The following is a 21,351-nucleotide window of genomic DNA, read 5'->3' as shown; positions in this document are numbered from 1 at the left end:
CCCCTGATCCCCAACCCCTATGCTCTATGTTTTATGCTCTATGTTCTTCATCCCTCATAATTCATCCTTCATCCTTTCCCTCCGCCATATCGTATAATAGCGCTACGCCTAATTTAACACTATTTCCCCATCTTGAAGCCTACGGCAGCCTGCTGGATGGAGCTTTCTTGGGCATGGCCAGCATTTGCCGGGCGTGCATTGTTGGCTTGATTCAAAGGAGTTGACCTGTGGCACGCAGCACTTCGCGGCCTGACGCTGGCTTGGCAGGCTATTTTCGCTTTGCCGAACATGGGACGAACCTTCGCACCGAAATTCTGGCTGGGGTTACCACGTTTTTCGTGATGGCCTACATTATTTTTGTTAATCCCTCGATTTTATCGAGCGGCCCCTTGGCTGAGGCTGGCCCGCCATTCAACGCAACCCTCACCGCCACCTGTTTGGTTTCGGCCTTGATGTGTATCGCGATGGGTTTATTTACCAATTATCCTTTTGCGCTCGCCCCTGGCCTTGGATTGAATGCAGTCGTGGCGTTTCAATTAATTCTAACAATGGGCCTGCCATGGCAAGCAGCTATGGGCGTGGTCGTGCTCGAAGGTTTGTTAATTACGGCCTTAGTGCTGACTGGCTTTCGCCAAGCGGTGATGCATGCGATTCCGCTTTCGCAGAAACGGGCGATTAGCGTTGGCATTGGCTTGTTTATTCTCTTCATTGGCTTGAATAACGCTGGCATTGTGCAACGCGGCAATGGCACGCCCATGGCGTTGGGCAATTTCACCACCTTTTCAATTTTGCTCACCGTGATTGGCTTGTTTTTGACCCTGATTTTGCTGGCGCGCAAAGTTAAAGCCGCCTTGCTGATTGGCATTTTAGCCACAACGATCATCGGTGTTGTCAGCCATTATGCTTTTGGCGCAGATATTAGCGCTCAAGCAGGTATACAAGGGTCTTTCCCAAGCGAGTTGGCTAGCCCAAGTTTCGAGACGATTGGTCAAGGTATCAATTTTGATGTGTTTAAATTAGCAGGAGTGCTTTCAGCAGTCTTGGTAATTTTCTCGCTGATGCTCTCGGATTTCTTCGACACGATGGGCACAATCATTGGCGTTGGCGAGCAAGCGGGCTTTGTCAAAGCTGATGGCGATTTGCCCAACTCGAATCGAGTGTTGATGGTCGATTCAGTTGCGGCGGTTGCTGGCGGTGTGTTTGGCACGTCATCGGTCACCACCTACATCGAAAGTGCGGCAGGGGTTGGCGAAGGCGGGCGCACTGGGCTAACCGCTGTCGTCACAGGAATTTTGTTCCTGCTAAGCATTCTGATCGCGCCATTTGCGGGGATTGTGCCAAGCGAAGCAACCGCACCAGCCCTAATCATTGTGGGCTTTTTGATGTGCGGCGGCATTCGCGAAATCGATTTTGGTGAGCTTGAAGAGGGCTTTCCCGCCTTGCTAACTATGACGATTATGCCATTCAGCTATAGCATCACCAACGGCATTGGCGCAGGCTTTATCAGCTATGTGGTGCTGAAATTGGCTTTGGGCAAGGCCAAACAAATTCATCCCTTGCTCTGGATCGTCGCCGTATCGTTCTTGGTTTACTTCTTGTTGCCCTTGATTGAGGCTAAGATTTAGGCTAGAGAAATGCCCTCTCCCCGCAAATTGGGAGAGGACATCAATTCCACGTTGGGCACAAATCCCGAAAAACGCATAATCATAATCTTTGGGTTATCAATCCAACCGTATCATTATTTCAGCTCAATCAAACTCGTTCAAGGCCCGCCGCAGAGCGCGAATAACCCGTTGGCGCTTCGGCGCTTTAAATAGATAGGCTGGCAGGCGCTCATACCAGCGTTGCCAATAATGCTCAAGGCTATGCCTTAACCTGCGGCTGCTTGGGTGCAACTGCTGTTCGAAGTGGCCGAGGCAGGTACGAAGCTGATCAAGCGAATGAAACAGGAAGGTGAAGGAGCAGACTTGCACGCAATAGATCCACTGAGGTACAACTTTCAAAGGTAGGTTTTGAGCGATTGGTCGGCAGTGGAGCGTTCCCTCACCCCCCAACCCCCTCTCCCACGAAAACGCGGGCGAGGGGGAGCCAACTCTTTTGTACGAAGGAATTGGGGGAGAACCACGGCATTAAAGCCCCTCGCCCGCGTCACGGGAGAGGGGTTGGGGTGAGGGGATCTTAACACCGACCCTTGAAAGCTGAGGTAGAAACGGGGTCGCTTCACGCGTTGTTTTCAGCCCGCCAATCCAGCTTGAGGACATATAATCTGGATGCAATTTAGGATCATACTGTTCTTGCCAGCAACGAGCCATCCTCATCTCCTTTCCCAAATGCGAGTTTCCCCAAACTATTGAAACCACGAATTAAAGCCCCTCTCCCACGAAAACGCGGGCGAGGGGGAGCCAACTATTTTCACCAAGGAATTGGAGGAGAACCACGGCATTAAAGCCCCTCGCCCGCGTCACGGGAGCGGGGTTGGGGTGAGGGGATCTTAACACCGACCCTTGAAAGCTGAGGTACAAGCAGGGTCGCTTCACGCGTTGCTTTCAGCCCGCCAATCCAGCTTGAGGACATATAATCTGGGTGCAATTCAGGATCATAGTGTTCTTGCCAGCAACGAGCCATACGCAGATCCTTTCCCAAGCGCGAGTTTCCCCAAACTATTGAAACCATCAAATAAAAGCCCCTCGCCCGCAGCGTGGGCGAGGGGTTAGGATGAGCAAACTTAGCCAGCAGCTTTGACTGTGGCTTTATCGCCAGTTTCAATCAAATAAACGCTGCCTTTATGCGCTTTGGCTCGTTTTTTCACATCGGCGGCCAAATCGCCAAACTCGGCAAAGTGGGTAATTTGGTGATTGAGGCTCGAAACTACACCAATCGAGATGCTGACAAACGGAAATTGCTTGGGATTGCCCTCGCGATCGTTTTGGCGAATAAAGCCGCGTTGGCGCGATTCAATGTCGTAATACAGCGGCGCAAGCTGATCAAACTCACGAATGATCGATTCGCAGATCGTCACCACATTATCGGGATGGGCCAGAAATACAAAATCATCGCCGCCAATATGGCCCACAAAATCGCCAGCCGCACCCGAACGTTCAACCGCTCCGGTGATTATCCGCGCAGTTTGGTGAATAATCGCATCGCCTTTGAGAAAACCATATTCATCGTTGTAGGCTTTGAAGTGGTCGAGATCGCAGTAGGCCACCACAAACGGCTGTTTGCGATCAAGCCGTGCTGCGATGGCCCGCTCAATCGCCCGATTGCCTGGCAGCATCGTCGATGGATTGGCGTTGCCTTCCACTTCGCGGCGGCGTAGCGAGGCACTAATCCGCGCTAGCAATTCATTCCAATCAAAGGGCTTGGTGATGTAATCGTCTGCGCCAAGTTGAAAGCCGCGTACTTTTTCCTCTGGCTTGCCCAGCGCCGAAACCAGCATCAGCGGCGTGGTGGCGGTTTGGGTGCGTTCGCGTAATTGACGCAACACCGTCCAGCCATCAATATCGGGCAACATCAAATCGAGCATAATCAGATCGAAGGGCTGACGCATGGCGAGCCGCAAGCCTTCTTCGCCGCTGGTAGTGACGGTGATCGAATAACCAGCATTCGATAAGCCTTGGCTGACGACTTGTTGAATTTCTTGATCGTCTTCGATAACCAAAAGCTCGGCGATGGTTTTCTTGCGGCTTTTCGTCACCAATTCGCTGACCATAATTGGCAAGCGATCCAAGGCTTCATCTTTGCGAATAATTTGCAGCCGTGGGTCAAGCTCCAGTTTTTCGGTTTGGGTTGCTTCCAAACCAGTGTAAATAATAATTGGAATGTGTTTGGTTTCTGGATCTTCGCCCAACACAAAGGCCACTTGTTCGCCATTGAGGTGCGGCAACATCAGGTCGAGAATAATCGCGACTGGTTGATAGGCCCGCGCCAAATCTAAGCCAGCCATGCCATCGGGCGCAGTAACCACGTTATAGCCCGATTGCGTTAAGCGGGCCGAAACCACGGCGCGATAGGTCTGCGAATCTTCAATCAACAAGACACAAGGTTTGCTTGTGTCGATGTCTGGGGGATATTTGGGCAAAGCTGGATTTGGAGCCTCTGCAGGCGCTTGGTTTGCTTGCTGCGGACGTTGGGCCAGCACTTCGTCAGGGATAATCACCTGAATGCCAGTTGCATGGTCAAACATATATTCTTGCAACACATCAATTGCGCTGCCCAAGCGGGTTGCCGAGCGATTGAGCAAGCCCATAACTTCGGCAATTTGGGCCGAATTGGCGTTGGTTTCGGCGAGATAACGTTCAAGCAAGGCCAAACCTGCGTTTAGAGTGGTTAGGGGCGTTGCAAAACGGTGAACAAAACGAGAACGGCGTTCGTAGCTATCCATACAGGTGTCTCCAGATGCCTTGCGCTTAGGGACGTTGTCGCTCAACCGAGCCGGCAGGGCGATCGCCTTGGTCTTCCATCAGCGCCAACTGACGGGCCACTTCTTCCACCGCCACCCGTTGTTTTCGATAAAAATCCGATTCGCTCATTGCGAGCTTATCTATAATCTCACGAATCCGTAAGCCTTTGAGAAAGCGTAACTCTAAAATATTGTAAATCATCCATTCGGGTGCAGAAGGATCAAGCTGATCTTCAGGCCGAATGTTGTCGATTGCTTGGCGCAACACGCCTTGCAAAGCGCGGGTTGGGCTGCCACCTTGAGTATTGAGCAATTGACGCACCGTCCGCAAATCGAGCAATGGGCTATCGCTCAGTTTCGGCCCGCCCCAATAGTGCGAAAGCGCATCTTTCACCAATTGGGGAAACTCAGGGTGTAACGCCACATCAGCAATCGCATCGGCCATTTCCGAGGCTGGCGTTTCAATTTCGCTGGTTAATTGTAACAGCGAAGCACTCTGCGGGGCTAGCCCACGCAACGAGCTAAATAGATTTTGCTGCAATTGCATATGCGTCAGCGCCAATTCCATCTGATGCGCCAAGGTTGCGATTAATTGGCGGGTTGGGATGGTCAGCTGTTCAGGTTTACAGCCAATGCCAATTGCGCCAAGTAATTCCTGCTGGCTATTGTACAATGGCAACACGCAAAACCCATCGTGAATGCTAAAATCCTCGACCTCGGGCATGCGATCGTTACGAAAAGCGCCATGCGGCAAGCTTTGCAAGAGCTCGCTAATATTATTGACATTCAAAAACTGTTTGATCGTGCGGCGCGGGCCACACGAAGCTTGGACTGTAAATTGATCGTCATTGGGAGCCAGCACAAAGCCCGATTCAACCCGCAACGAACCACAAACGGCCACCAAGGTATTTTCGAGCAATTGGCGTAAATCTTGGCGCGTGAAAGCCCGCTCCTCGAAGCGCCGCATCCAGCGCACTTCATCGCTATCTTGGCGGTAAATCAAGGTATCGACGGTTGGCCGAATCCGCCCAATAAAAATTGGCATCACCACCGTCATCAACATCACCCCAAAAATCGTGATGGTTGCTCGCGGCAAGCCAGTTGAAGCACTCAACGGCTCGACCAACTGCAAACAGATAATCAAGGCCACGCCAACCACCGGCCCGTATAAAACGTATCTTAAGAAATTATACTTAACTAAGCGATCAGGAACAATCACCCCATGGAAAGCGACGCTATAGGTCATGAGGGTCATCATAACCCCTACGCCGGTCGTGCTTGCACCTAGTAACATCAACGAAAGCCAGGATGGCACAACCGTAGTATTGGCAGCGATAATTAAATAGGGAAACACCCCCAAAAAGGGCGCTAAAAAAGAAGTACTTAAATACCATAAGCGCCGCCGATTGGCCGGCGTGATCGAGCGCCGATGGGCTTGGCGAATGCACCACATGCCTAATAAACAAACCGCCACAAAATAGCTAATAAAGAACCAAAAGAGCGGCCCTTTGCCAAAACCAACATACGGCTGGCTGGGCACATCAACAACCAAAAGATTGCTAGTGAGCGCCACCAACCAAAAACCAACGCTAAATGTATAGAACAATGGTAAGAGCACTCGCGTCCACATACGTGGATCACCAGTGCTGCGCAACAACGATTCAGCAAAGTGGTAGTAGGCCGCAGGCACAAGGCTAATACCTGCCCATTGAATGCGCCAAAGCACATGGCGAGTAGCTTCGGTTTGTGCTTGCCGTTGCAGAATTGCGCCCCCAAGCACAATCATCAAGCCAACAATCAGCAAACAAAACGAACGTGCTACCCCATTGCGCCAGTTGTGGAGAGCAATATAGGCAAATAACGAAAAACCTACGACCACAATTGCTGCTAGCGTTAGGTCATTGGCTGCTAGCAAAAAATTAGTCCACGAAAACGCCGCCACCATACCTAAATTTCCTAGCGATTGAGAATGTAGTTTGCGAACTGTGGCCGCAGCACTGCCGCCAACTTGAATTATAGCATGGCGCGACCAGCCGTTTCTAAAGCACCAATTTGATTGCTGCCAGCCATGCCACAATCCCCGCAATCAGACCTACGCCTAAAAGCAAGTTTCGGTTGCGCGTTGATTCGGGCGTGTTCGATTGCATCACGCTAAAACAACTAAAGCTAACGCCCGCACCAAGCAGCATCAGGCCCGTCCAAAGATCGCCAAAGATGCTTAGCAACAGTCCAGCCAAGGCCAAAATCGCCCCTAAAACGATCAATAACTTCGAACCAAATACGTTACTTGGTGCATCGTTGGGGTTACCATAGGGTGTTAGTGGCATAGGTATGCTCCTGCATGCAACAAGCACGGGGTAAGCCGTGCCTGTTGTGGTTTTGATTAAGCTATTCCTGCATTAAGCTTGCCAAGCAATCCGCAGTTGATTGTGCTCGTCGTAGGAATAATGAGCAAAAAATGGCGAGTCATGCGGCTGCATACTCAACACTTTTGGCAGTAAAATCGCCAAATCATCAACTAAATCGCTGGTTGGCAGTTGGTTTGCTGAGTGCCATTCCAACGAGCCTTCGACGCTAGGAACAAAATTTTGCTCGCTGGCTTCGGCAATCCACACCGCCATCACAATGCCTACCTCAGCGCCGCTATCGATATGCACAATTCCAGCCAGCCGTGGCGTGGCAACCGTCAAGCCGGTTTCTTCGTGCACTTCGCGGAGCGTCGCGCTCAGAAAATCTTCGTTGCGCTCGATATGCCCGCCAACGCCATTTAAGCGATTGGGCCACACCCGCTTGGTCGGAGCACCGCGCAGCAGCAACACTTGGCGCTCGGCTCCGCTGCCATAGGTTACAAAACACAGCGTCCTTGGAATCGCCTGCCAACGATGCAGATTGTTGTTAATCCCTTGATCTTCACGCCCCATAATGCTTACCTCGGTATTGCCCCAGGGCCACGCACTTTGGCCATGCCCATTACGGCTTCGGCTAAATTCGCGTCGAGTTTATAGGCTTTTTCGTAGGCTTGCAAGGCATCGTTGTTTTTGCGCAGATCAAAGAAGGCTTGGCCTTTGCCACACCATGCCTGAGCATCGCGCGGGTTGACCTTCAAGGCTTGATCGAAGTAGTACAAGGCTTGCTTGGCTTGATTTAATTCGAGCGAGGCATAGCCCATACTGCGCCACGTAATTGGATCATTTGGATCGAGCTTGGAAGCGTATTCGTAGGCTTGAAAGGCCTCTTTGGGCAAGGCCAACGCGCTATACACACGGCCACGACCCAGCCAAGCCCGACGCTCTTTTTTATCCAAGTTCAAGGCTAAATCGTAATCTTCCAAGGCTTCGCGCAGTTGATACAAATATTCGTGCGATTCGCCTGAAAGCCAGTGCAAGCGCACTTCTTCATCGCGCGTTGGATAGAGCGTCAAGGCATGTTCATAGCTTTTGAGCGCATCGTTGTAGCCCAACAACGCCACTTGGCACATTCCCAAATTGAGCCAATAGGTGGCGCGCGCACTTTCTAGCTCGGTGGCTTGACGAAAGCATTTGAGCGCAGCACTATATTCTTGGAGCGACATATGCACGATGCCTTTGGCATTCAGATCGGCGGCTTGGGTTTCGACGCTAATCGTTACGGTTGGGCGGGCAAGTTCTTCGCCCAAGTGATATTTGCGCAGCCACTGCAAATCGTGCTCTAGTTCATCGAACGATTGATAGCGGTCGTTGGCTTTTTTGGCCAAACAGCGCAAAATCACATGGTCGCAACCACGGCGCAGGTCGGGCCGCACTTCCGAAGGCGTTGGCGGCGGCACGTTGCAATGCAAATGGGTCAATTCGGCAACCGTCGGCGCTTTGAAGGGCAAATCGCCAATCATCATCTCATACAGCATCACGCCCATGGCATAAATATCGCTGGTTGTGCCTAGCGGTGTGCCCGGCGCGCGTTGCTCTGGCGACATGTAGGGCTGCGAGCCGCCGAACAAATCGCTGGCGTGGGTCACAATTTTGCTGTCGTTATGTTGCGAATCATGGCCCCAGCGCACTTTGGTCGAGACGCTGGCACCTTGGGCCAAACCAAAATCGGTCACTTTGGCAATACCTTCGGGCGTAATCATCACATTATCAGGCTTAAGATCGCGGTGAATCAAATTACAACGATCGTAGGCATATTGCATGCCCCAGCAAATTTGGATGGCAAAATCGAGAATATGTTTGAAACGCAAGCGACCACGGCGCATCATTTCGCGCAGCGAAACGCCAGGCACAAACTCCATAACGATATGCGGACGGCCTGCAATCGTCACAAGGGTGGTTGCTTCGACAACGTTAGGATGCGAACCAAGCCGCATCCAAACTTCGGCCTCACGGGTAAAGTTGGCAATCGCACTATCGACCCATGTAAATTTGGCTTGAAACGTTTTCATGGCCACGGTCTGCTCCGAACGCAAATCGCGGGCAATGTAGACCAAGCCCATAAAACCTTTGCGCACATTGCGCACCAAGTAGCGTTGGTCGATAATATCGCCAACTTTAAACTCTACGCCCTTTAAATTATCGGCATCATCAGAGCGCGAGAGGAGCTTATCGAGAATGGCCACAGCTCACCTCATTGATTGTGATTGGGTTGATGGTCGCCGACTGAAGGTGAACGTTGTTCGCGTAGAATCGCTGCTGGTTGATTGCTCAAGGCATCGAGCACTCGCTCACGATGTTTTGGCAGAAATTGTTCGGTGGGCAAGGATTCTGGGGCAAACCACTGATGTTCGGCAGATTCCTCGGTTGTTTGCAGTTGCCCGCCAAGCACATGACACGCAAAGGTTAGCACGACTTCATGCTTTTGGGGCTTGGAATAGACCCCAACCAGCCGCGTTACGCCAACCTCTAAGCCTGTTTCTTCGCGCACCTCACGAATAATGCCTTCGCTGACACTTTCGTGGGCTTCAACCCCGCCACCTGGCAAATTCCACCAGCCGCTATCAGCCCGTCGTGAAAGCAACACTGCACCATTGGAATTAAAAATAAGCGCAAATGCCGCTACCCGATGGCTCGGTGGATGGATCTTGGTCATCGTTGACGCTCCTAAAAACGAAAAATGAATAATTAGTCGTCGCAGACCAAAGCAAAAGAATATCCAATGCTCTAAACATTGGCTTAACACTATCATAACGTGGTGATCAAGAGGGGCAAGATTAGGCCTTTGGTTGTTGATCAAGACTTTTGGCTAATAGCATGCCTTGTAGTAGGATTGTTGCATCGGCTGCGCGCCGTTGGCGGCTCAATGCTTGAATCGATTCTAGTAAGGCTGCGTTAGCATCGTTTTGTGCTTGCACAATTGGCACAACAAAATCACGGGTGGCCAAGCGTAATAGGCCGTTGCGAATTGCCCCCAACCACGGTCGCCGCGCTGGAATCGGCGCTGGTGCAACATTCACTTTAGCACGAAGTTGGCGTTCAATCCATTGCAATTCGGTTTCGCCACCGTCGGCAGTTTCATCAGGAAAAATATCAAGCTCGCTGATCACAGGCTGCGATTCGTGATTTAAAAAGGCTGATTGATAGGCCAAATAGGCAATCTTCAGCGCTTGAATCTCATCGTCGCTGGCACAGGCCCGAATATGGCCCATCTCGGCGGGCAGCCATGTGCGCATCAGCCAAGTATTGTTGAAATATTTAAAGAGGTAGCGCAAACGGTTAAAATGATACAGTTGCAAATAAACAGCGCTGCGATGGCCCACACTTGAGCCTTCGATATGCGTCGCAACTGCCCGTGGCGTATACAGAATATCAAGTCCAGCACGGCGCAAGCGGGTGCAAAAATCAACTTCTTCGTAATAGGCGGGGTAGAATTGCTCATCAAGCCCATCGAAGCTTTCCCATGTGCTGCGCCGACAAGCAAAAGCCGCACCAGTCACATAATCGACAGTTTCTAGGGCGTTGTATTGGCCTTGATCATGCTCGCCGACTCCCCGATGATGGCCCAAGCCCCATGGCAAGCGCAAAACACCACCTGCATGTTGCAGCGTGATTCCATCGCGATAGAGTAATTTGCCCCCAACCGCGCCAATGTTTGGCCAGCGATCCAAAGGTGCAATCAGTTGCTCTAGCCAATCGGACTGCACAATTAAATCGGGATTAGCCAGCACAATATATTCAGCGGAAGTTAATCTGGCTCCTTGATTGCAGCCGCCTGCAAAGCCCAAATTGGCTCCGGTTTGCACAAAGCGCACTTGAGGAAATTGGCTTTTAACGATTTTAGCGGTTTCATCACGCGAGGCATTATCGACCACCACCAATTCGCTGGGCGCAGGATCAAGCGCCAACAATGAGTTGAGGCAATCGCTAATATAACGAGCGTGGTTGTAGGTTACAACAATAATCGCAGCATCAAGCATGGTCATGGGTAACCTCTTCAGCAGCCTGCGTCGGCATCAGGCTCGTTTGCCAGGTTTGCACAGCCCCAGCGGCGCGCAATTGGTTTTGAATCAATGCTGCACGTTCAGCAGGAACCAGGGCTAGCATAATGCCACCCCAGCCAGCGCCCGACATTTTTGCGCCCCAAGCTCCAGCTTCAAGCGCTGCTTGCACCAAGTGATCGAGCTTTGCGCACGAAACGCCGAGCGTTTGGAGTAATTGATGATTTTGGCTCAGCAATTGGCCAAATTCTGAGCCAGCGTTGCTCGCTAGGGCTGCTTGAATCTGCCGCACTAGGCTGCCAACCGCAGCAAATTGGGCATTATAGCGATCTGGATCAGCCAACCAGCGCTGGCGCAAATCGCCAACCACCGCCTTGGTTTCGCTAGCGATGCCACTATCGGCCACCACAAAATGCCATTGCTTGCCCACCGTTAATGGCGCAATCAGTGGCTCGCCCTGGGCTTGGCGCTGAAACAAAATTGGTTGTTCGTAGGCAACGACGGTGTTATCAATACCCGAGGGCGTACCATGAAAGGCTTTTTCGCTCTGATATACCAAATCAGAAATGACTTGCGCTGGCAGGTGCTTGCCTGCGTGCTCGGCCAAGGCACGTACCAAGGCTGCGCCAACCGCCGCTCCACTGCCCATGCCACTGGCAATTGGAATGCTCGAACTAATCGTCAAGCGCAGATCTGGCTCTGGCAATTGCAAATAATCTAAGCTGCGCTGGGCTAAATCGCTCAATGGCGCGGTTGCCCGCAAACGCCAAACCAAGCCCAAATCGGGCGCGTGCACCGTCATGCCAGCGCCAGAAGGAGCTGGTTCGGCGACGACGCTCGCTCGCAGGGCGGCAATCGGCATAGCTAAAGCAGGTTGATCATACACTACGGCATGCTCGCCCGCTAAAATAAGTTTTCCAGGCGCACTATTCATCGCCAGTATTATAGATCGAATATCTTAATGTGCTGCGTGGCCTAACCAAGCAATTAGGCCACACAAATATCAGCTTAATCCCACAAGAAATAACGCCCTGCTTGATAAATCATACCCACAGCGGTCAAAATCACTGCCACATACCATGGCACATCGAGAAACATCATGCCAACAACTAAGACCAAAAATAAAACCGAATAGATAATGAGCCAATTGCGAAAGCCCTTGGACATAGCCATAACTCCTACACACAACAAAACCTAGCTTGATTGAACCTAGTGCAATATAAAAAGCACGTTTGTGGACATCGATTTAGTACATGGTACGCATAGCAGGCCTAGAATGCAAACGCTGGCCTCGCTCCAGCACCAACATTGATTGACAGCCACAATGCTCATGCACGCTGTGCAACATTCTTGGCTAATGGCCAGCGTAAAGAATTTTTCCTACAGTTGCTCAGCCAAAACTGCTAACAAACAAATTAACTACAAAACTCAGCAGCCTGAACGGTAAATTGACAACAAAAAGCGCAGGCTACCGTTGAGGGGTAACCTGCGCTGTAACCAGAACTAAGCAGCTAATTAAGCGGCTTCGGCTTCGCTGGTTTCGCTATGGCCGTGTTTATCGCCAAAGCCAAAGCGTTTTTTGAGGCTTTCAACCAAGCTATAGACAACTGGCACAACCAGCAAGGTCAAGAAGGTTGAGGTGAACAAGCCACCAATCACCGCAATCCCAAGGTCTGCGCCAATAAAGCCGCCTTCTTTGAGACCCAACGCCAATGGCAGCAAGGCAACCATCGTCGCGATTGCAGTCATCAAGATTGGGCGCAAGCGCACGCGAGCAGCTTGCACCAACGATTCGTACACTGGCTTGCCTTCTTCGCGATATTGTTCAACCAACTCAATCAACACGATTGCATTGGTCACCACAATCCCAATCAAGAGCAAGACCCCGATCATGGTGGTGATGCCCAGTGGCTTGCCAGTGAGGAACAGCGAGGTCAAGACCCCGATAATCGCCAATGGCAACGAGAAGAGAATGATCAATGGGTTCATCAACGAGCCAAACGAGAGCACCATCACCAAATACACCAAGATAACGGCCACGCCCAAAGCGAGGAACATATCGTTGAAGGTGTCGGTTTGTGATTGGGCTTGTGCGCCAGCTTGGATGATCACGCCCTCGGGCAAGCCAATGTTATCGCGAATTTCAGCCTCAACCGCAGCTTGGGTCGAGAAGGTGTCATCGCTGGTAAATTGACCTGAGATCGAGGTAGCACGGTCGCCGTTGATGCGCACGATGCTGCTAGCGCCAGGAACTTCGCTAATCGTAGCAACTTGTGAAAGTGGCACGGTATTGATGGTGCCAACTTCCAGCGCACGCAATTTTTCAGCATCCAAGGCCGCAGGATCAACTTGTACATAAATATCAAGCGGTTTGTTGGTCCCATCCAATTGAACCGTACCAGCGTTTTCGCCAGTTAGCATTGCGCGAATTTGCAAAGCAATTTGGGCTGTGCTGGTGCCACTGTTGATTGCCTTGGCAGGATCAACCGCAACTTCAAGCTCTGGCTGAACTTCGGCCAAACTGCTCTTGACGTTGGCAATGTCGAAACGATCGCTGACTTTATTGCCACCAATTGCGGCCATAATTTTGTCGTTGGCTTCGCGCAGTTTGTTAATATCCGAGCTAACCAAGGTGATGTCGAGGCCAGCATTGCCCGGGCCGCCGCCTTGGGCAACAACTTCGGCAGTTACCGATTCAAGGCCAGCAACGCCTTTGATTTGGGTTTCCAGCTCTTTGGCAAAGGCATCAGGGTCGGTTACTTTTTCGTTATCGATCGTCAAGCTGAAGCGGGCGCTATCGGGAGCACTCGCCCCGCCGGATTGATCACGGGCTGCGTTTGCACCACCTGCGCTCCCAATTACAGTTTGAATATCGCGCACTTTGCCTGCTTCACGTTGCGGCAACAACAATTTTTCAATTTCATCGGCTTTGGCAACGGTGGTTTCAAGGTCAGTACCCGATGGCGTGTTGATCTGAATTGAAATCAACTTTTCGCTGCTATCAGGCAAGAAGGTGAATTTCAAGAAGTTGACGAAACCAAAGCTACCCAGCAACAAGGCAAAGGCAATCAACAAGGTCCAAGCGCGGTTGCGCAAAGCCCAGGTCAAGGCTGGCGTGTAGGCGCGTTGCATCCAAGTATTTTCTGGCTCTTCTTTGGTTTGGCGAATAAACAGATAGGCCAAGAGCGGCACAATCGTAATCGCCACAATCAACGAAGCCAACAAGGCATAAGTTACGGTTAAGGCAAAGGGCAAGAAGAACTTCGAGACGATCCCGCCGACCAAGCCCAAAGGCAAGAACACACACACGGTGGTCAAGGTCGATGAGGTAATCGCGCCAGCAACTTCCTTGGTGCCTTCGATGACTGCTTCGCGGCGATTCGCGCCTTTATTCAAGTAGCGATAGATGTTTTCCAACACCACAATCGAGTCGTCGACCACCCGTCCGACCGCGACGGTAAGACCGCCCAAGGTCATCACGTTGAGCGAGAAGCCTTGCAAACGCATCAGAATCAAGGCCACCATAATGGAAAGTGGAATTGAAACTGCGGTTACCAAGGTTGTGCGCAACGAACGCAAGAACAAGAAGATCACCACAATCGCCACGACTGCGCCGATTGCGCCTTCGGTCAACACTGCGCTAACAGCTTGGTTGATTGGGGTGGCTTGTTCGCTAACGACTTGAATCGTCAGACTACCATCGTTGAACTTGGCGAATTCAGCTTCAACAGCTTCGACAATTTCAACCGTGTTGCCAGTGGTATCTTTGGAAATTTCCAAGCCCAAGCTGGCTTGGCCGTTGGTACGAGTTACGGTGCTGCCGCCAACTGCGCCAACTTCAACCGTCGCCACATCCTTCAAGCGAATGAGCAATGCTTCAGGCACACCAGTGTTACCAGCTGCATCGGGATTGTTGAGCTTTTGCGCCAAAGCTGCTTGGCTTTCTTCTGAAAGCAAGGCAATTATTTCAGGCGTAAAGGCAGATAAGAATTGAGTTGGAATTTGTGCAATCAACTCAGGTGTAATTTGATCAGGGCTGGTAATGCCAAAGGCAGCAAATTCAGCTGGCAAGGCATTTGCACCAGTGCTCGGAGTTGGAGTAGCTGCAGGAGCAGCAGCCACAGCATCAGCCAACGCAGTTTGGCTAGCTTCAGGCAAGGCCAAAGCCAAGTTGACTGGAAACTGAGCCAAACCGGCAGCTGGCAATTGGCCAATTACCGCTGGCGTAATTTGCTCCGGCGCAGTAATGCCAAAGGTAGCAAATTCAGCTGGCACTTCAGCTTCGGGCAAGCGTTCGGCCAAAGCAGCTTGGCTTTCGTCGCTCAACGCCAATGCCAATGGCAAGGTAATTTGACTTAACCCAGCAGCAGGGAATTGAGCAACAACTGCAGGCGTAATTTGCTCCGGCGCAGTAATGCCAAACCCTTGCAATGCAGCCGGAATCAAGCTGGTGGTGACGGGTTGGGTTGGAGCTTGGGTTGGGCTAGGCGTTGCGGCAGCTGTTGGTTGAGCAGCAGCGCCACCAAAACCACCAGTTGCGCCACCAAGGCCAGCGCCAGCTCCGCCACTCAGATCAACACCCTTAATTCCAACCACAACGTTTTCAATTTCGTTGGTTGAGCTATATTTGTGGGTAATCCGCAACGGCAACGAACGGCCTTCATCGGTAATTGTGCCTACGGGAAAGACCAAGTTATTGGCTTGCAAGAACTGTACAACTTGAGCTTGAGTTAACTTGTTGGCCGCCATCTTCTCAGGATCAAGCGTAACCAAGACTTTTTCTTGCTCGCCGCCGGTTACCGCCACATTGTTCACACCAGGAATGGCCGACAAGGCTGGCACGAGTTCGCCATCGACTTTGGCTTGCACGTCGCTTAGGTTTGCGCCGCTGACGCTGGCCACGACAATCGGCAACGAATTGAAGTTAAACGTGCCAATCGTTGGTTTTTGGGCATTCTCGGGTAAGCTCAACGAGCTAATTTTCTCTTGAACCTCAACTTTGGCATCTTTGGGGTCAACATCAACATCAAAGGTCAAAATGGTAAAAGCAAAGCTTTCTGATGAGGTTGATTGAACTGCTTGAACGCCCGACAAGCCATTAACGGCCTTTTCGATTACCGATGTCACTTCGCTATCCATGGTTTCAGAAGAAGCCCCCGGATAGATCGTGGTGATGCTGACGATGGGGAAGGAAATATCCGGGAAGAGTTCCCGTTTCAGTCCTGCTGAAGCAACCAGCCCCGCAATGATCAAGACCACTGAGATCATGATCGTAATTGGCGAGCGCTTAAGCGATTGACGTGTAAACCACAACACTACGTGGCTCCTTTCGGCACGAAAATGTTTGACGGCAAGATTATTTGTCGTTACGATTATATATGTCGAGAATATTTCGGCACGCGAACTATTATAAGATTTGTGAATTTTGTGTCAAGATGCCAATCGCCCTAAAATGGCATGGTACTGTGGTTTTTCACAATTGTTCACAACAAGGAAACGTTATGGAAGATGAACATCGTAGTTCACTACTCAGCTCGATCTCCGATATGATTCGTCAATTGACTTGGCTCTCGCATCGCCAAAGCAGCCAAACCATGGAACGCTTGGGCTTAACGCTTTCGCAAGCAATTTTATTAATTGCCCTCGATGCCCACCAAGGCCGCGCCAGTATGAGTGACCTTGGCCGCATTACTCAGCACGCACCAGCCACATTAACCGGCATTGTTGATCGGCTAATCAACAACGATTTGGTGGCTCGTGAGCGCGACGAGCAAGATCGGCGCGTGGTGTTCGTAGAGCTTACGGATGCAGGGCGCAAAAAGATTGAAGCAATTAATGCAGAACGCTATCGCGATATGTCGCAGCTGATGGAGCAATTCAACAATCACGAATTGGCACTCTTGGCCAATATTGTGCAGCGCTTTGTGCAGGAACTTGCTCGTTTAGATGCGGCCAACTACCATGGCTCACGCTAATTGTGTTGCTATGGAAGGATGCAAGCCATGCCAAGTTTGCGCGAATTGTTGGATGTTGCGACCGAAGCTGCCTATTTAGGTGGTCGGCGCACGCTGGCCTATTTTGGGGCCGATGTTCAAGTTGAAACCAAAGGCGATTCAACGCCAGTTACGCGAGCTGATCGCGAGGCCGAAACGATTATTCGGGAATGTATTGGGCGCTATTTTCCGACGCATACGATTATTGGCGAAGAACATGGCGAGCAGCAGGGCGATGCTGATTATCGCTGGATCATCGACCCGATTGATGGTACCAAAACTTTTATTCATGGTGTGCCGTTTTATGGCGTGCTGATTGGGCTAGAAGTGAAGGGCCAGGCCAGTGTGGGCGCGGTCTATTTGCCTGCTTTCGATGAGATGCTAGCGGCAGCCGATGGCTTGGGCTGTAGCTGGAATGGTCGGCCAGCGCATGTGAGCAACGTCGCGACACTGGCTGAGGCTACCTTGCTAACGACCTCGGTAACTTCAGCTATGAAACGATCTGATGCCTACGCGCAACTGGTGAGCAAAACCAAACTTCAGCGCACCTGGGGCGATTGCTATGGCTACGTGTTGGTGGCAACTGGTCGCGCCGAAATTATGCTTGATCCAGCGATGAACCCATGGGATTGCGCACCACTACTGCCAATTTTGCGTGAGGCTGGCGGCCATTTTAGCACTTGGGCGGGCGAAGCCACCATTTGGGGTCCAGATGCAGTGGCAACAAATGCAGCCTTGCAACAAGAAGTTTTGGCAATCTTGGCCAATGAGCGGCGGCAGCAGTAGCTACCTTTTGGGCAAAGTTGCGTAAACGTGTATCATACGTAAAAGCCTTTGATTGAGATCAACTTATGCAATGTCCTGCGTGTGGCACAACCGTTGCCAATGCCCAAAACTCTACCTGTGATCACTGTAACGCACCGCTACCTCAACTGCTGGTAGCTGGTGCGTTGGTTATGGGTCAATATCGGGTGCTTCAACCCTTGCGCGAGGGCGGCACTGGCCAAATCTACCTAGCCGAAGATACGCGTACCTTCAACCGTCAATGTATTTTGAAGCGCACGCAACTCCAAGGCGGCAGCGAATCGCGGCGCATGTTTGCCACCGAAGCCGAGTTGCTAACCAAGCTGCGCCATCCCCAAATTCCCCAAGTATTTGCCTATTTTGAGGAAGACGGGGTTGCCACCATTGTGATGGAATATGTGGCTGGCCGTGATTTGGAACATGGGCTAAGCCATATTCTGGTTGACGGCAGCTTTATGGCTGGTAAAGCGCGGCCATTCGAGCAAGTGCTGCGTGATGGGATTGTGGTCTGCAAAATTTTGGAATATTTGCATGCGCTCAAGCCAGCAATTGTGCATGGCGATATTAAGCCCGCCAATTTGATTCGTGATCGTGAAAGTAACGAGCTGTTTTTGGTCGATTTTGGCGCAGCCGCAATCAGCGGTGCTGGCAAAACCTATGGCACGCCTGGCTACGCCGCGCCTGAGCAATATCGCAATCAGCGCTATCCGGCCAGCGATATTTATAATTTAGCCGCCACCATCTATCAACTGCTAACTGATGATGATCCAACCCAACACCCATTACAATTCCCAAAATTGGCGAGCCTGCCCCAACGCATGCAACAAGTGCTTGGCCGCGCACTGAATGAAGATTTAAGCCAACGGCCTAACGCCACCATTTTTCGAGATCTGCTGGAGGAAACGCTTGAACCAACGCTCGTTCAGCCGTTTAAGTTTCCGAGCGGAGTCACGCCATACACTGGCCATGATTTGGCCCAAGCAATTCAGGCCGATTGGGGCTATGGCTTGCATGCCTTGGTTAACGGCGATCTCAACACATGGTTACGCCAGCATCAATACACTGAATTGGCGATCAAAGTTCATCGTATGCTGGTGCAAAACGAACGTCCAGAGCGGGTGCTTGATTTTTTGGTTGGCAGTTTAGCGCCAAATTTATTGGCTGCTGAAGTTAAATTTGAATACAACACCGTGATGTTGCCGTTGGATGGCATGACCGCCACGCCGTTGACGGTTACGGCACGCAATCGGGCGGCGCATATTAAGGCCGTTGATGCGCCAGGCTGGTTGCAAGTTGGGCCACCAGAGCTTTACGTAGTGCCCGATCAGCCTCAACAGTTTCAATTTGGTTTAGATCTTGATCGGAACCCAACGCCTGGCCAATCTGCCAGCGTAAGCTTTGAAATTCGGGTTGGCACTGAAAAACCGCAGCGGCGCAAATTGAAGGTTCAACTAGCCCAAGGCACGCTTCCCAAGCTAGATACTGGCGATTTATGGCCCTTGATCGCTGGATTCGGTGGTGGTGCTGTATTCCTGAGCATCGTTTTGGCGGTAGTCTATTATCCCAACAACAGCCTCTTGATTGAGGCGGCGGTTGGCGCATTAATTGGCATTATTTGGACAATGATGTTTGCTGAGCGCAAACATGATGTGATCGTGCAGCTGTTGTTGAGCATTGGCGGGGCATTGTTAGCAGGCAGCGTGTATGCGATTTATATTTTCGGGGCGTTTAATCCATTTTCATTAACTGCATTCTTTTATGCTTTAGGCGGCAGCTTAGTGTGTAATGGCATCTACCAATACTTTTTCAAACAGCTCTAAAACGCCAAATCCAGCCATTGAAGTGACTGGATTTGCGCGATCTTGGTGGAGATGGCGGGAATCGAACCCGCGTCCAAAAAGTTAAACCGCAAGCATCTACAAGCGTAGTCTATTGATTAAATCTTATCGTAGCACCACCCGATAGACAAAGCGGGCCACGACCAGCCTGTTAATCTTAGCCCCTAGCCCACAGACATAACCAAGGGAGCGACCCGACTAAATGTCGCCGCTACAAGCCCATCGGGCTGAGGCTAGTAGAGGCGTGTTGCCTTAATTAGGCAGCAAGCGCTACAGGAGCGCGGAAAGTGTTTTTGCCAGTTAATGGCGTTGCCGATTTTACGAGGCTCAGCGTCTCGGCTTGCCACTTACGATCGGCCCTCCCTGTCGAAACCAAGCATCCCCAGGTGTTAGGCCTCTGCGTTCGAGGTCTTTGCATTATAGCATACTCATTACAACTATTTATAAGACTTTTGTTGGAATTGGTATGTTTGGGGATCGGGCGTTAGGGGTTCAGGGATCAGCTACTAAAACCGCGAAGGACGCGAAGCGCACGAATACGGGTTAATATCCCCTCACCCCAACCCCTCTCCCGTGCGCGGGCGAGGGGGTCGGCTTACAAGGGTAGGTTCTTAAGATCCCCTCACCCCAACCCCTCTCCCGTCCAACGGGCGAGGGGCTTTAATCTCGTGGTTTACCGCCATGTGTTGGTAAACCATGGTCGGCTCCCCCTCGCCCGCGTTTCAGTGGGAGAGGGGGCTGGGGGTGAGGGAACACTCCACAACAATCAATTCTTAAAAACGACCCTTGCAAAGACTAGGTGAGGGCTAAATTCAAAGCCATGCTCAGACTTTTGATGGAATCTTAACCGCTGCTTGCTGGCCTCGATTACAGCCAAAGCTCGGCTTTTAGGGCTTTGGGAACAAACAAAGCCCTTGATCCGTTTGATGGATAGTTGGATACAGGCCTGCGAAGCCCAAAAAGCTTTATGGTATGATGCGACACAATTACTCAATGAGGGTTCCGGTTATGACAATAGTAGATAGTCCTCCTCCTAATACGGCGCGGGTTTTGCTTGATGGCGATTTGTTGGTCAACAAAATCAAAGTACCAGTGCTCATCTCCGCAGGTAATCATCGCTTGGTTGTGTTGCAATCGCAAGCACTCTACGACATTAAAGTTGGCGATAGCGGCATGTTGGTAAGCGAAGCACGCGGCCAACAAGAAGTGCTGATTAGCGATATTGATCGCTTGGCGATGGTGATGCGTTACGAATTAGCAACGCCAGCTCCTAGCGACGACGATTTTGTGCTGCCATCGCCCGAATAAAGCTGGCGAATCGTGGTTGTTGGCGGCTGAATCAGCTCATTGGCAATAATCTGGCGTGGACAGTCCCGCCAATTGTGCTGATAATCGCTCGGCAACATCGAACGCAGCCATTGGGGATACAACGCAGCCAAATCGCTATCAAGGCGTAACCAATCGGCATAAATTGTTGGTTCCTCGCGAGAGCGCACCACAACCATGGGATCTTGCAAGTGCGCTCGGTAATAAAACACAATTTCGTGTTTGGGCTTGGGCTTTTTGCGCCCAGCCATAAACATGCCCTCGGCAATATACACCAGCCGCTCAAGCTGAATTGCTACGCCAAATTCTTCGGCAAACTCACGCACCACGCAATCTTCGGTCGTCTCACCCACCTCGAGGTGACCGCCTGGTAGGGCGCAATAGCTACGGCCTTGCTGCTCAGAGCGATGCACCAGCACATGGTCATCACGGATAATAATCGCTGCAACCCGCACAAAAAACTTCATTCGATAACCCCCCATAACTAAAGCACTAATCGTTGCCCAAAACCCAAAGGGGATAGCCAGCATTTGATCGGCTATGCTATCCTGAAGTGAATCATACCTAGTAAAGAGTGTAGTT

At 51.2% G+C, this 21,351-nt stretch carries 17 protein-coding genes and 1 other RNA gene; 5 read left to right on the top strand and 13 right to left on the bottom strand.

Going from position 1 to position 21,351, the window contains the following annotated elements; genetic code table 11:
* Window positions 1-227 precede the first annotated feature (227 nt).
* Window positions 228-1,625, top strand: coding sequence for an NCS2 family permease (locus C5S61_RS19010; RefSeq protein WP_110517530.1), 1,398 nt, complete (start codon window positions 228-230; stop codon window positions 1,623-1,625).
* A gap of 123 nt (window positions 1,626-1,748) precedes the next feature.
* Here the strand turns inward: C5S61_RS19010 and C5S61_RS19005 are convergent, their stop codons facing one another.
* The 11 genes from C5S61_RS19005 to C5S61_RS18950 all read right to left on the bottom strand — a co-directional run bounded on the left by C5S61_RS19005 (window position 1,749) and on the right by C5S61_RS18950 (window position 16,124).
* Window positions 1,749-1,973, bottom strand: coding sequence for a hypothetical protein (locus C5S61_RS19005; RefSeq protein WP_110517528.1), 225 nt, complete (start codon window positions 1,971-1,973; stop codon window positions 1,749-1,751).
* A 752-nt stretch (window positions 1,974-2,725) separates the two neighbouring features.
* Window positions 2,726-4,384: a response regulator gene (locus C5S61_RS18990; RefSeq protein WP_110517522.1), complete on the bottom strand. Its 1,659-nt coding sequence runs from the start codon at window positions 4,382-4,384 to the stop codon at window positions 2,726-2,728.
* 25 nt (window positions 4,385-4,409) lie between these two features.
* Window positions 4,410-6,347 carry a histidine kinase N-terminal 7TM domain-containing protein gene (locus tag C5S61_RS18985; RefSeq protein ID WP_110517520.1) on the bottom strand — a complete coding sequence of 646 codons (1,938 nt, stop codon included), beginning with the start codon at window positions 6,345-6,347 and terminating at the stop codon, window positions 4,410-4,412.
* Between the two features lie 94 nt (window positions 6,348-6,441).
* Window positions 6,442-6,729 carry a hypothetical protein gene (locus C5S61_RS18980; RefSeq protein WP_110517517.1) on the bottom strand — a complete coding sequence of 96 codons (288 nt, stop codon included), beginning with the start codon at window positions 6,727-6,729 and terminating at the stop codon, window positions 6,442-6,444.
* A gap of 72 nt (window positions 6,730-6,801) precedes the next feature.
* Window positions 6,802-7,323 carry an NUDIX hydrolase gene (locus C5S61_RS18975; protein ID WP_110517515.1) on the bottom strand — a complete coding sequence of 174 codons (522 nt, stop codon included), beginning with the start codon at window positions 7,321-7,323 and terminating at the stop codon, window positions 6,802-6,804.
* 5 nt (window positions 7,324-7,328) lie between these two features.
* Entirely contained in the window at window positions 7,329-8,993 is a 1,665-nt protein-coding gene (locus C5S61_RS18970; protein ID WP_110517513.1) for a serine/threonine-protein kinase, read from the bottom strand.
* A gap of 8 nt (window positions 8,994-9,001) precedes the next feature.
* Entirely contained in the window at window positions 9,002-9,463 is a 462-nt protein-coding gene (locus tag C5S61_RS18965; RefSeq protein ID WP_110517511.1) for an NUDIX hydrolase, read from the bottom strand.
* Window positions 9,464-9,584: 121 nt separating this feature from the next.
* Window positions 9,585-10,793, bottom strand: coding sequence for a glycosyltransferase family 2 protein (locus tag C5S61_RS18960; protein WP_110517509.1), 1,209 nt, complete (start codon window positions 10,791-10,793; stop codon window positions 9,585-9,587).
* On the bottom strand, window positions 10,780-11,742 hold the full coding sequence (gene mvk, locus C5S61_RS18955) for a mevalonate kinase (RefSeq protein ID WP_110517507.1): 963 nt from the start codon (window positions 11,740-11,742) through the stop codon (window positions 10,780-10,782). Before mvk ends, C5S61_RS18960 begins: the two co-directional genes overlap by 14 nt.
* Before the next feature lie 74 nt (window positions 11,743-11,816).
* Window positions 11,817-11,975: a hypothetical protein gene (locus tag C5S61_RS26910; protein ID WP_164689636.1), complete on the bottom strand. Its 159-nt coding sequence runs from the start codon at window positions 11,973-11,975 to the stop codon at window positions 11,817-11,819.
* Window positions 11,976-12,323: 348 nt separating this feature from the next.
* Entirely contained in the window at window positions 12,324-16,124 is a 3,801-nt protein-coding gene (locus C5S61_RS18950; protein ID WP_110517505.1) for an efflux RND transporter permease subunit, read from the bottom strand.
* A 185-nt stretch (window positions 16,125-16,309) separates the two neighbouring features.
* On the opposite strand from C5S61_RS18950, the gene C5S61_RS18945 reads away from it, so the two are divergent.
* From C5S61_RS18945 to C5S61_RS18935, 3 genes are all read left to right on the top strand, one after another.
* Window positions 16,310-16,783, top strand: a complete 474-nt coding sequence (locus C5S61_RS18945) for a MarR family winged helix-turn-helix transcriptional regulator (RefSeq protein WP_164689635.1) — start codon at window positions 16,310-16,312, stop codon at window positions 16,781-16,783.
* Between the two features lie 27 nt (window positions 16,784-16,810).
* Window positions 16,811-17,587, top strand: coding sequence for a histidinol-phosphatase (hisN, locus tag C5S61_RS18940; protein WP_110517501.1), 777 nt, complete (start codon window positions 16,811-16,813; stop codon window positions 17,585-17,587).
* 65 nt (window positions 17,588-17,652) lie between these two features.
* Window positions 17,653-19,425 (top strand): serine/threonine protein kinase, encoded by a 1,773-nt coding sequence (locus C5S61_RS18935; protein ID WP_110517499.1) that lies wholly within the window; start codon window positions 17,653-17,655, stop codon window positions 19,423-19,425.
* A gap of 43 nt (window positions 19,426-19,468) precedes the next feature.
* On the opposite strand, the gene ssrA is transcribed toward C5S61_RS18935, so the two are convergent.
* Window positions 19,469-19,827: a transfer-messenger RNA gene (gene ssrA / locus C5S61_RS18930) on the bottom strand.
* 624 nt (window positions 19,828-20,451) lie between these two features.
* On the opposite strand from ssrA, the gene C5S61_RS18925 reads away from it, so the two are divergent.
* The gene (locus tag C5S61_RS18925) at window positions 20,452-20,751 is read left to right on the top strand and encodes a hypothetical protein (RefSeq protein WP_110517496.1); all 300 of its coding nucleotides are present in this window, start codon (window positions 20,452-20,454) and stop codon (window positions 20,749-20,751) included.
* Here the strand turns inward: C5S61_RS18925 and C5S61_RS18920 are convergent.
* Window positions 20,691-21,236 carry an NUDIX hydrolase gene (locus tag C5S61_RS18920; protein WP_164689634.1) on the bottom strand — a complete coding sequence of 182 codons (546 nt, stop codon included), beginning with the start codon at window positions 21,234-21,236 and terminating at the stop codon, window positions 20,691-20,693. The genes C5S61_RS18925 and C5S61_RS18920 overlap by 61 nt on opposite strands.
* Window positions 21,237-21,351 lie beyond the last annotated feature (115 nt).

Source organism: Herpetosiphon llansteffanensis (assembly GCF_003205875.1).
Lineage (GTDB): Bacteria > Chloroflexota > Chloroflexia > Chloroflexales > Herpetosiphonaceae > Herpetosiphon > Herpetosiphon llansteffanensis.
The sequence above is the reverse complement of the archived record's forward strand: the minus strand, read 5'-3'. Positions and strand labels throughout refer to the sequence as shown.

Bases quoted from the DNA above. Each gene is read 5' to 3' on its own strand.
- C5S61_RS18990 (WP_110517522.1), bottom strand. From the start codon at position 4,384: ATGGATAGCTACGAACGCCGTTCTCGTTTTGTTCACCGTTTTGCAACG.
- C5S61_RS18985 (WP_110517520.1), bottom strand. From the start codon at position 6,347: ATGGTGGCGGCGTTTTCGTGGACTAATTTTTTGCTAGCAGCCAATGAC.
- C5S61_RS18980 (WP_110517517.1), bottom strand. From the start codon at position 6,729: ATGCCACTAACACCCTATGGTAACCCCAACGATGCACCAAGTAACGTA.
- C5S61_RS18975 (WP_110517515.1), bottom strand. From the start codon at position 7,323: ATGGGGCGTGAAGATCAAGGGATTAACAACAATCTGCATCGTTGGCAG.
- C5S61_RS18965 (WP_110517511.1), bottom strand. From the start codon at position 9,463: ATGACCAAGATCCATCCACCGAGCCATCGGGTAGCGGCATTTGCGCTT.
- C5S61_RS18960 (WP_110517509.1), bottom strand. From the start codon at position 10,793: ATGACCATGCTTGATGCTGCGATTATTGTTGTAACCTACAACCACGCT.
- mvk (WP_110517507.1), bottom strand. From the start codon at position 11,742: ATGAATAGTGCGCCTGGAAAACTTATTTTAGCGGGCGAGCATGCCGTA.
- C5S61_RS26910 (WP_164689636.1), bottom strand. From the start codon at position 11,975: ATGTCCAAGGGCTTTCGCAATTGGCTCATTATCTATTCGGTTTTATTT.
- C5S61_RS18945 (WP_164689635.1), top strand. From the start codon at position 16,310: ATGGAAGATGAACATCGTAGTTCACTACTCAGCTCGATCTCCGATATG.
- hisN (WP_110517501.1), top strand. From the start codon at position 16,811: ATGCCAAGTTTGCGCGAATTGTTGGATGTTGCGACCGAAGCTGCCTAT.
- C5S61_RS18935 (WP_110517499.1), top strand. From the start codon at position 17,653: ATGCAATGTCCTGCGTGTGGCACAACCGTTGCCAATGCCCAAAACTCT.
- C5S61_RS18925 (WP_110517496.1), top strand. From the start codon at position 20,452: ATGACAATAGTAGATAGTCCTCCTCCTAATACGGCGCGGGTTTTGCTT.
- C5S61_RS18920 (WP_164689634.1), bottom strand. From the start codon at position 21,236: ATGAAGTTTTTTGTGCGGGTTGCAGCGATTATTATCCGTGATGACCAT.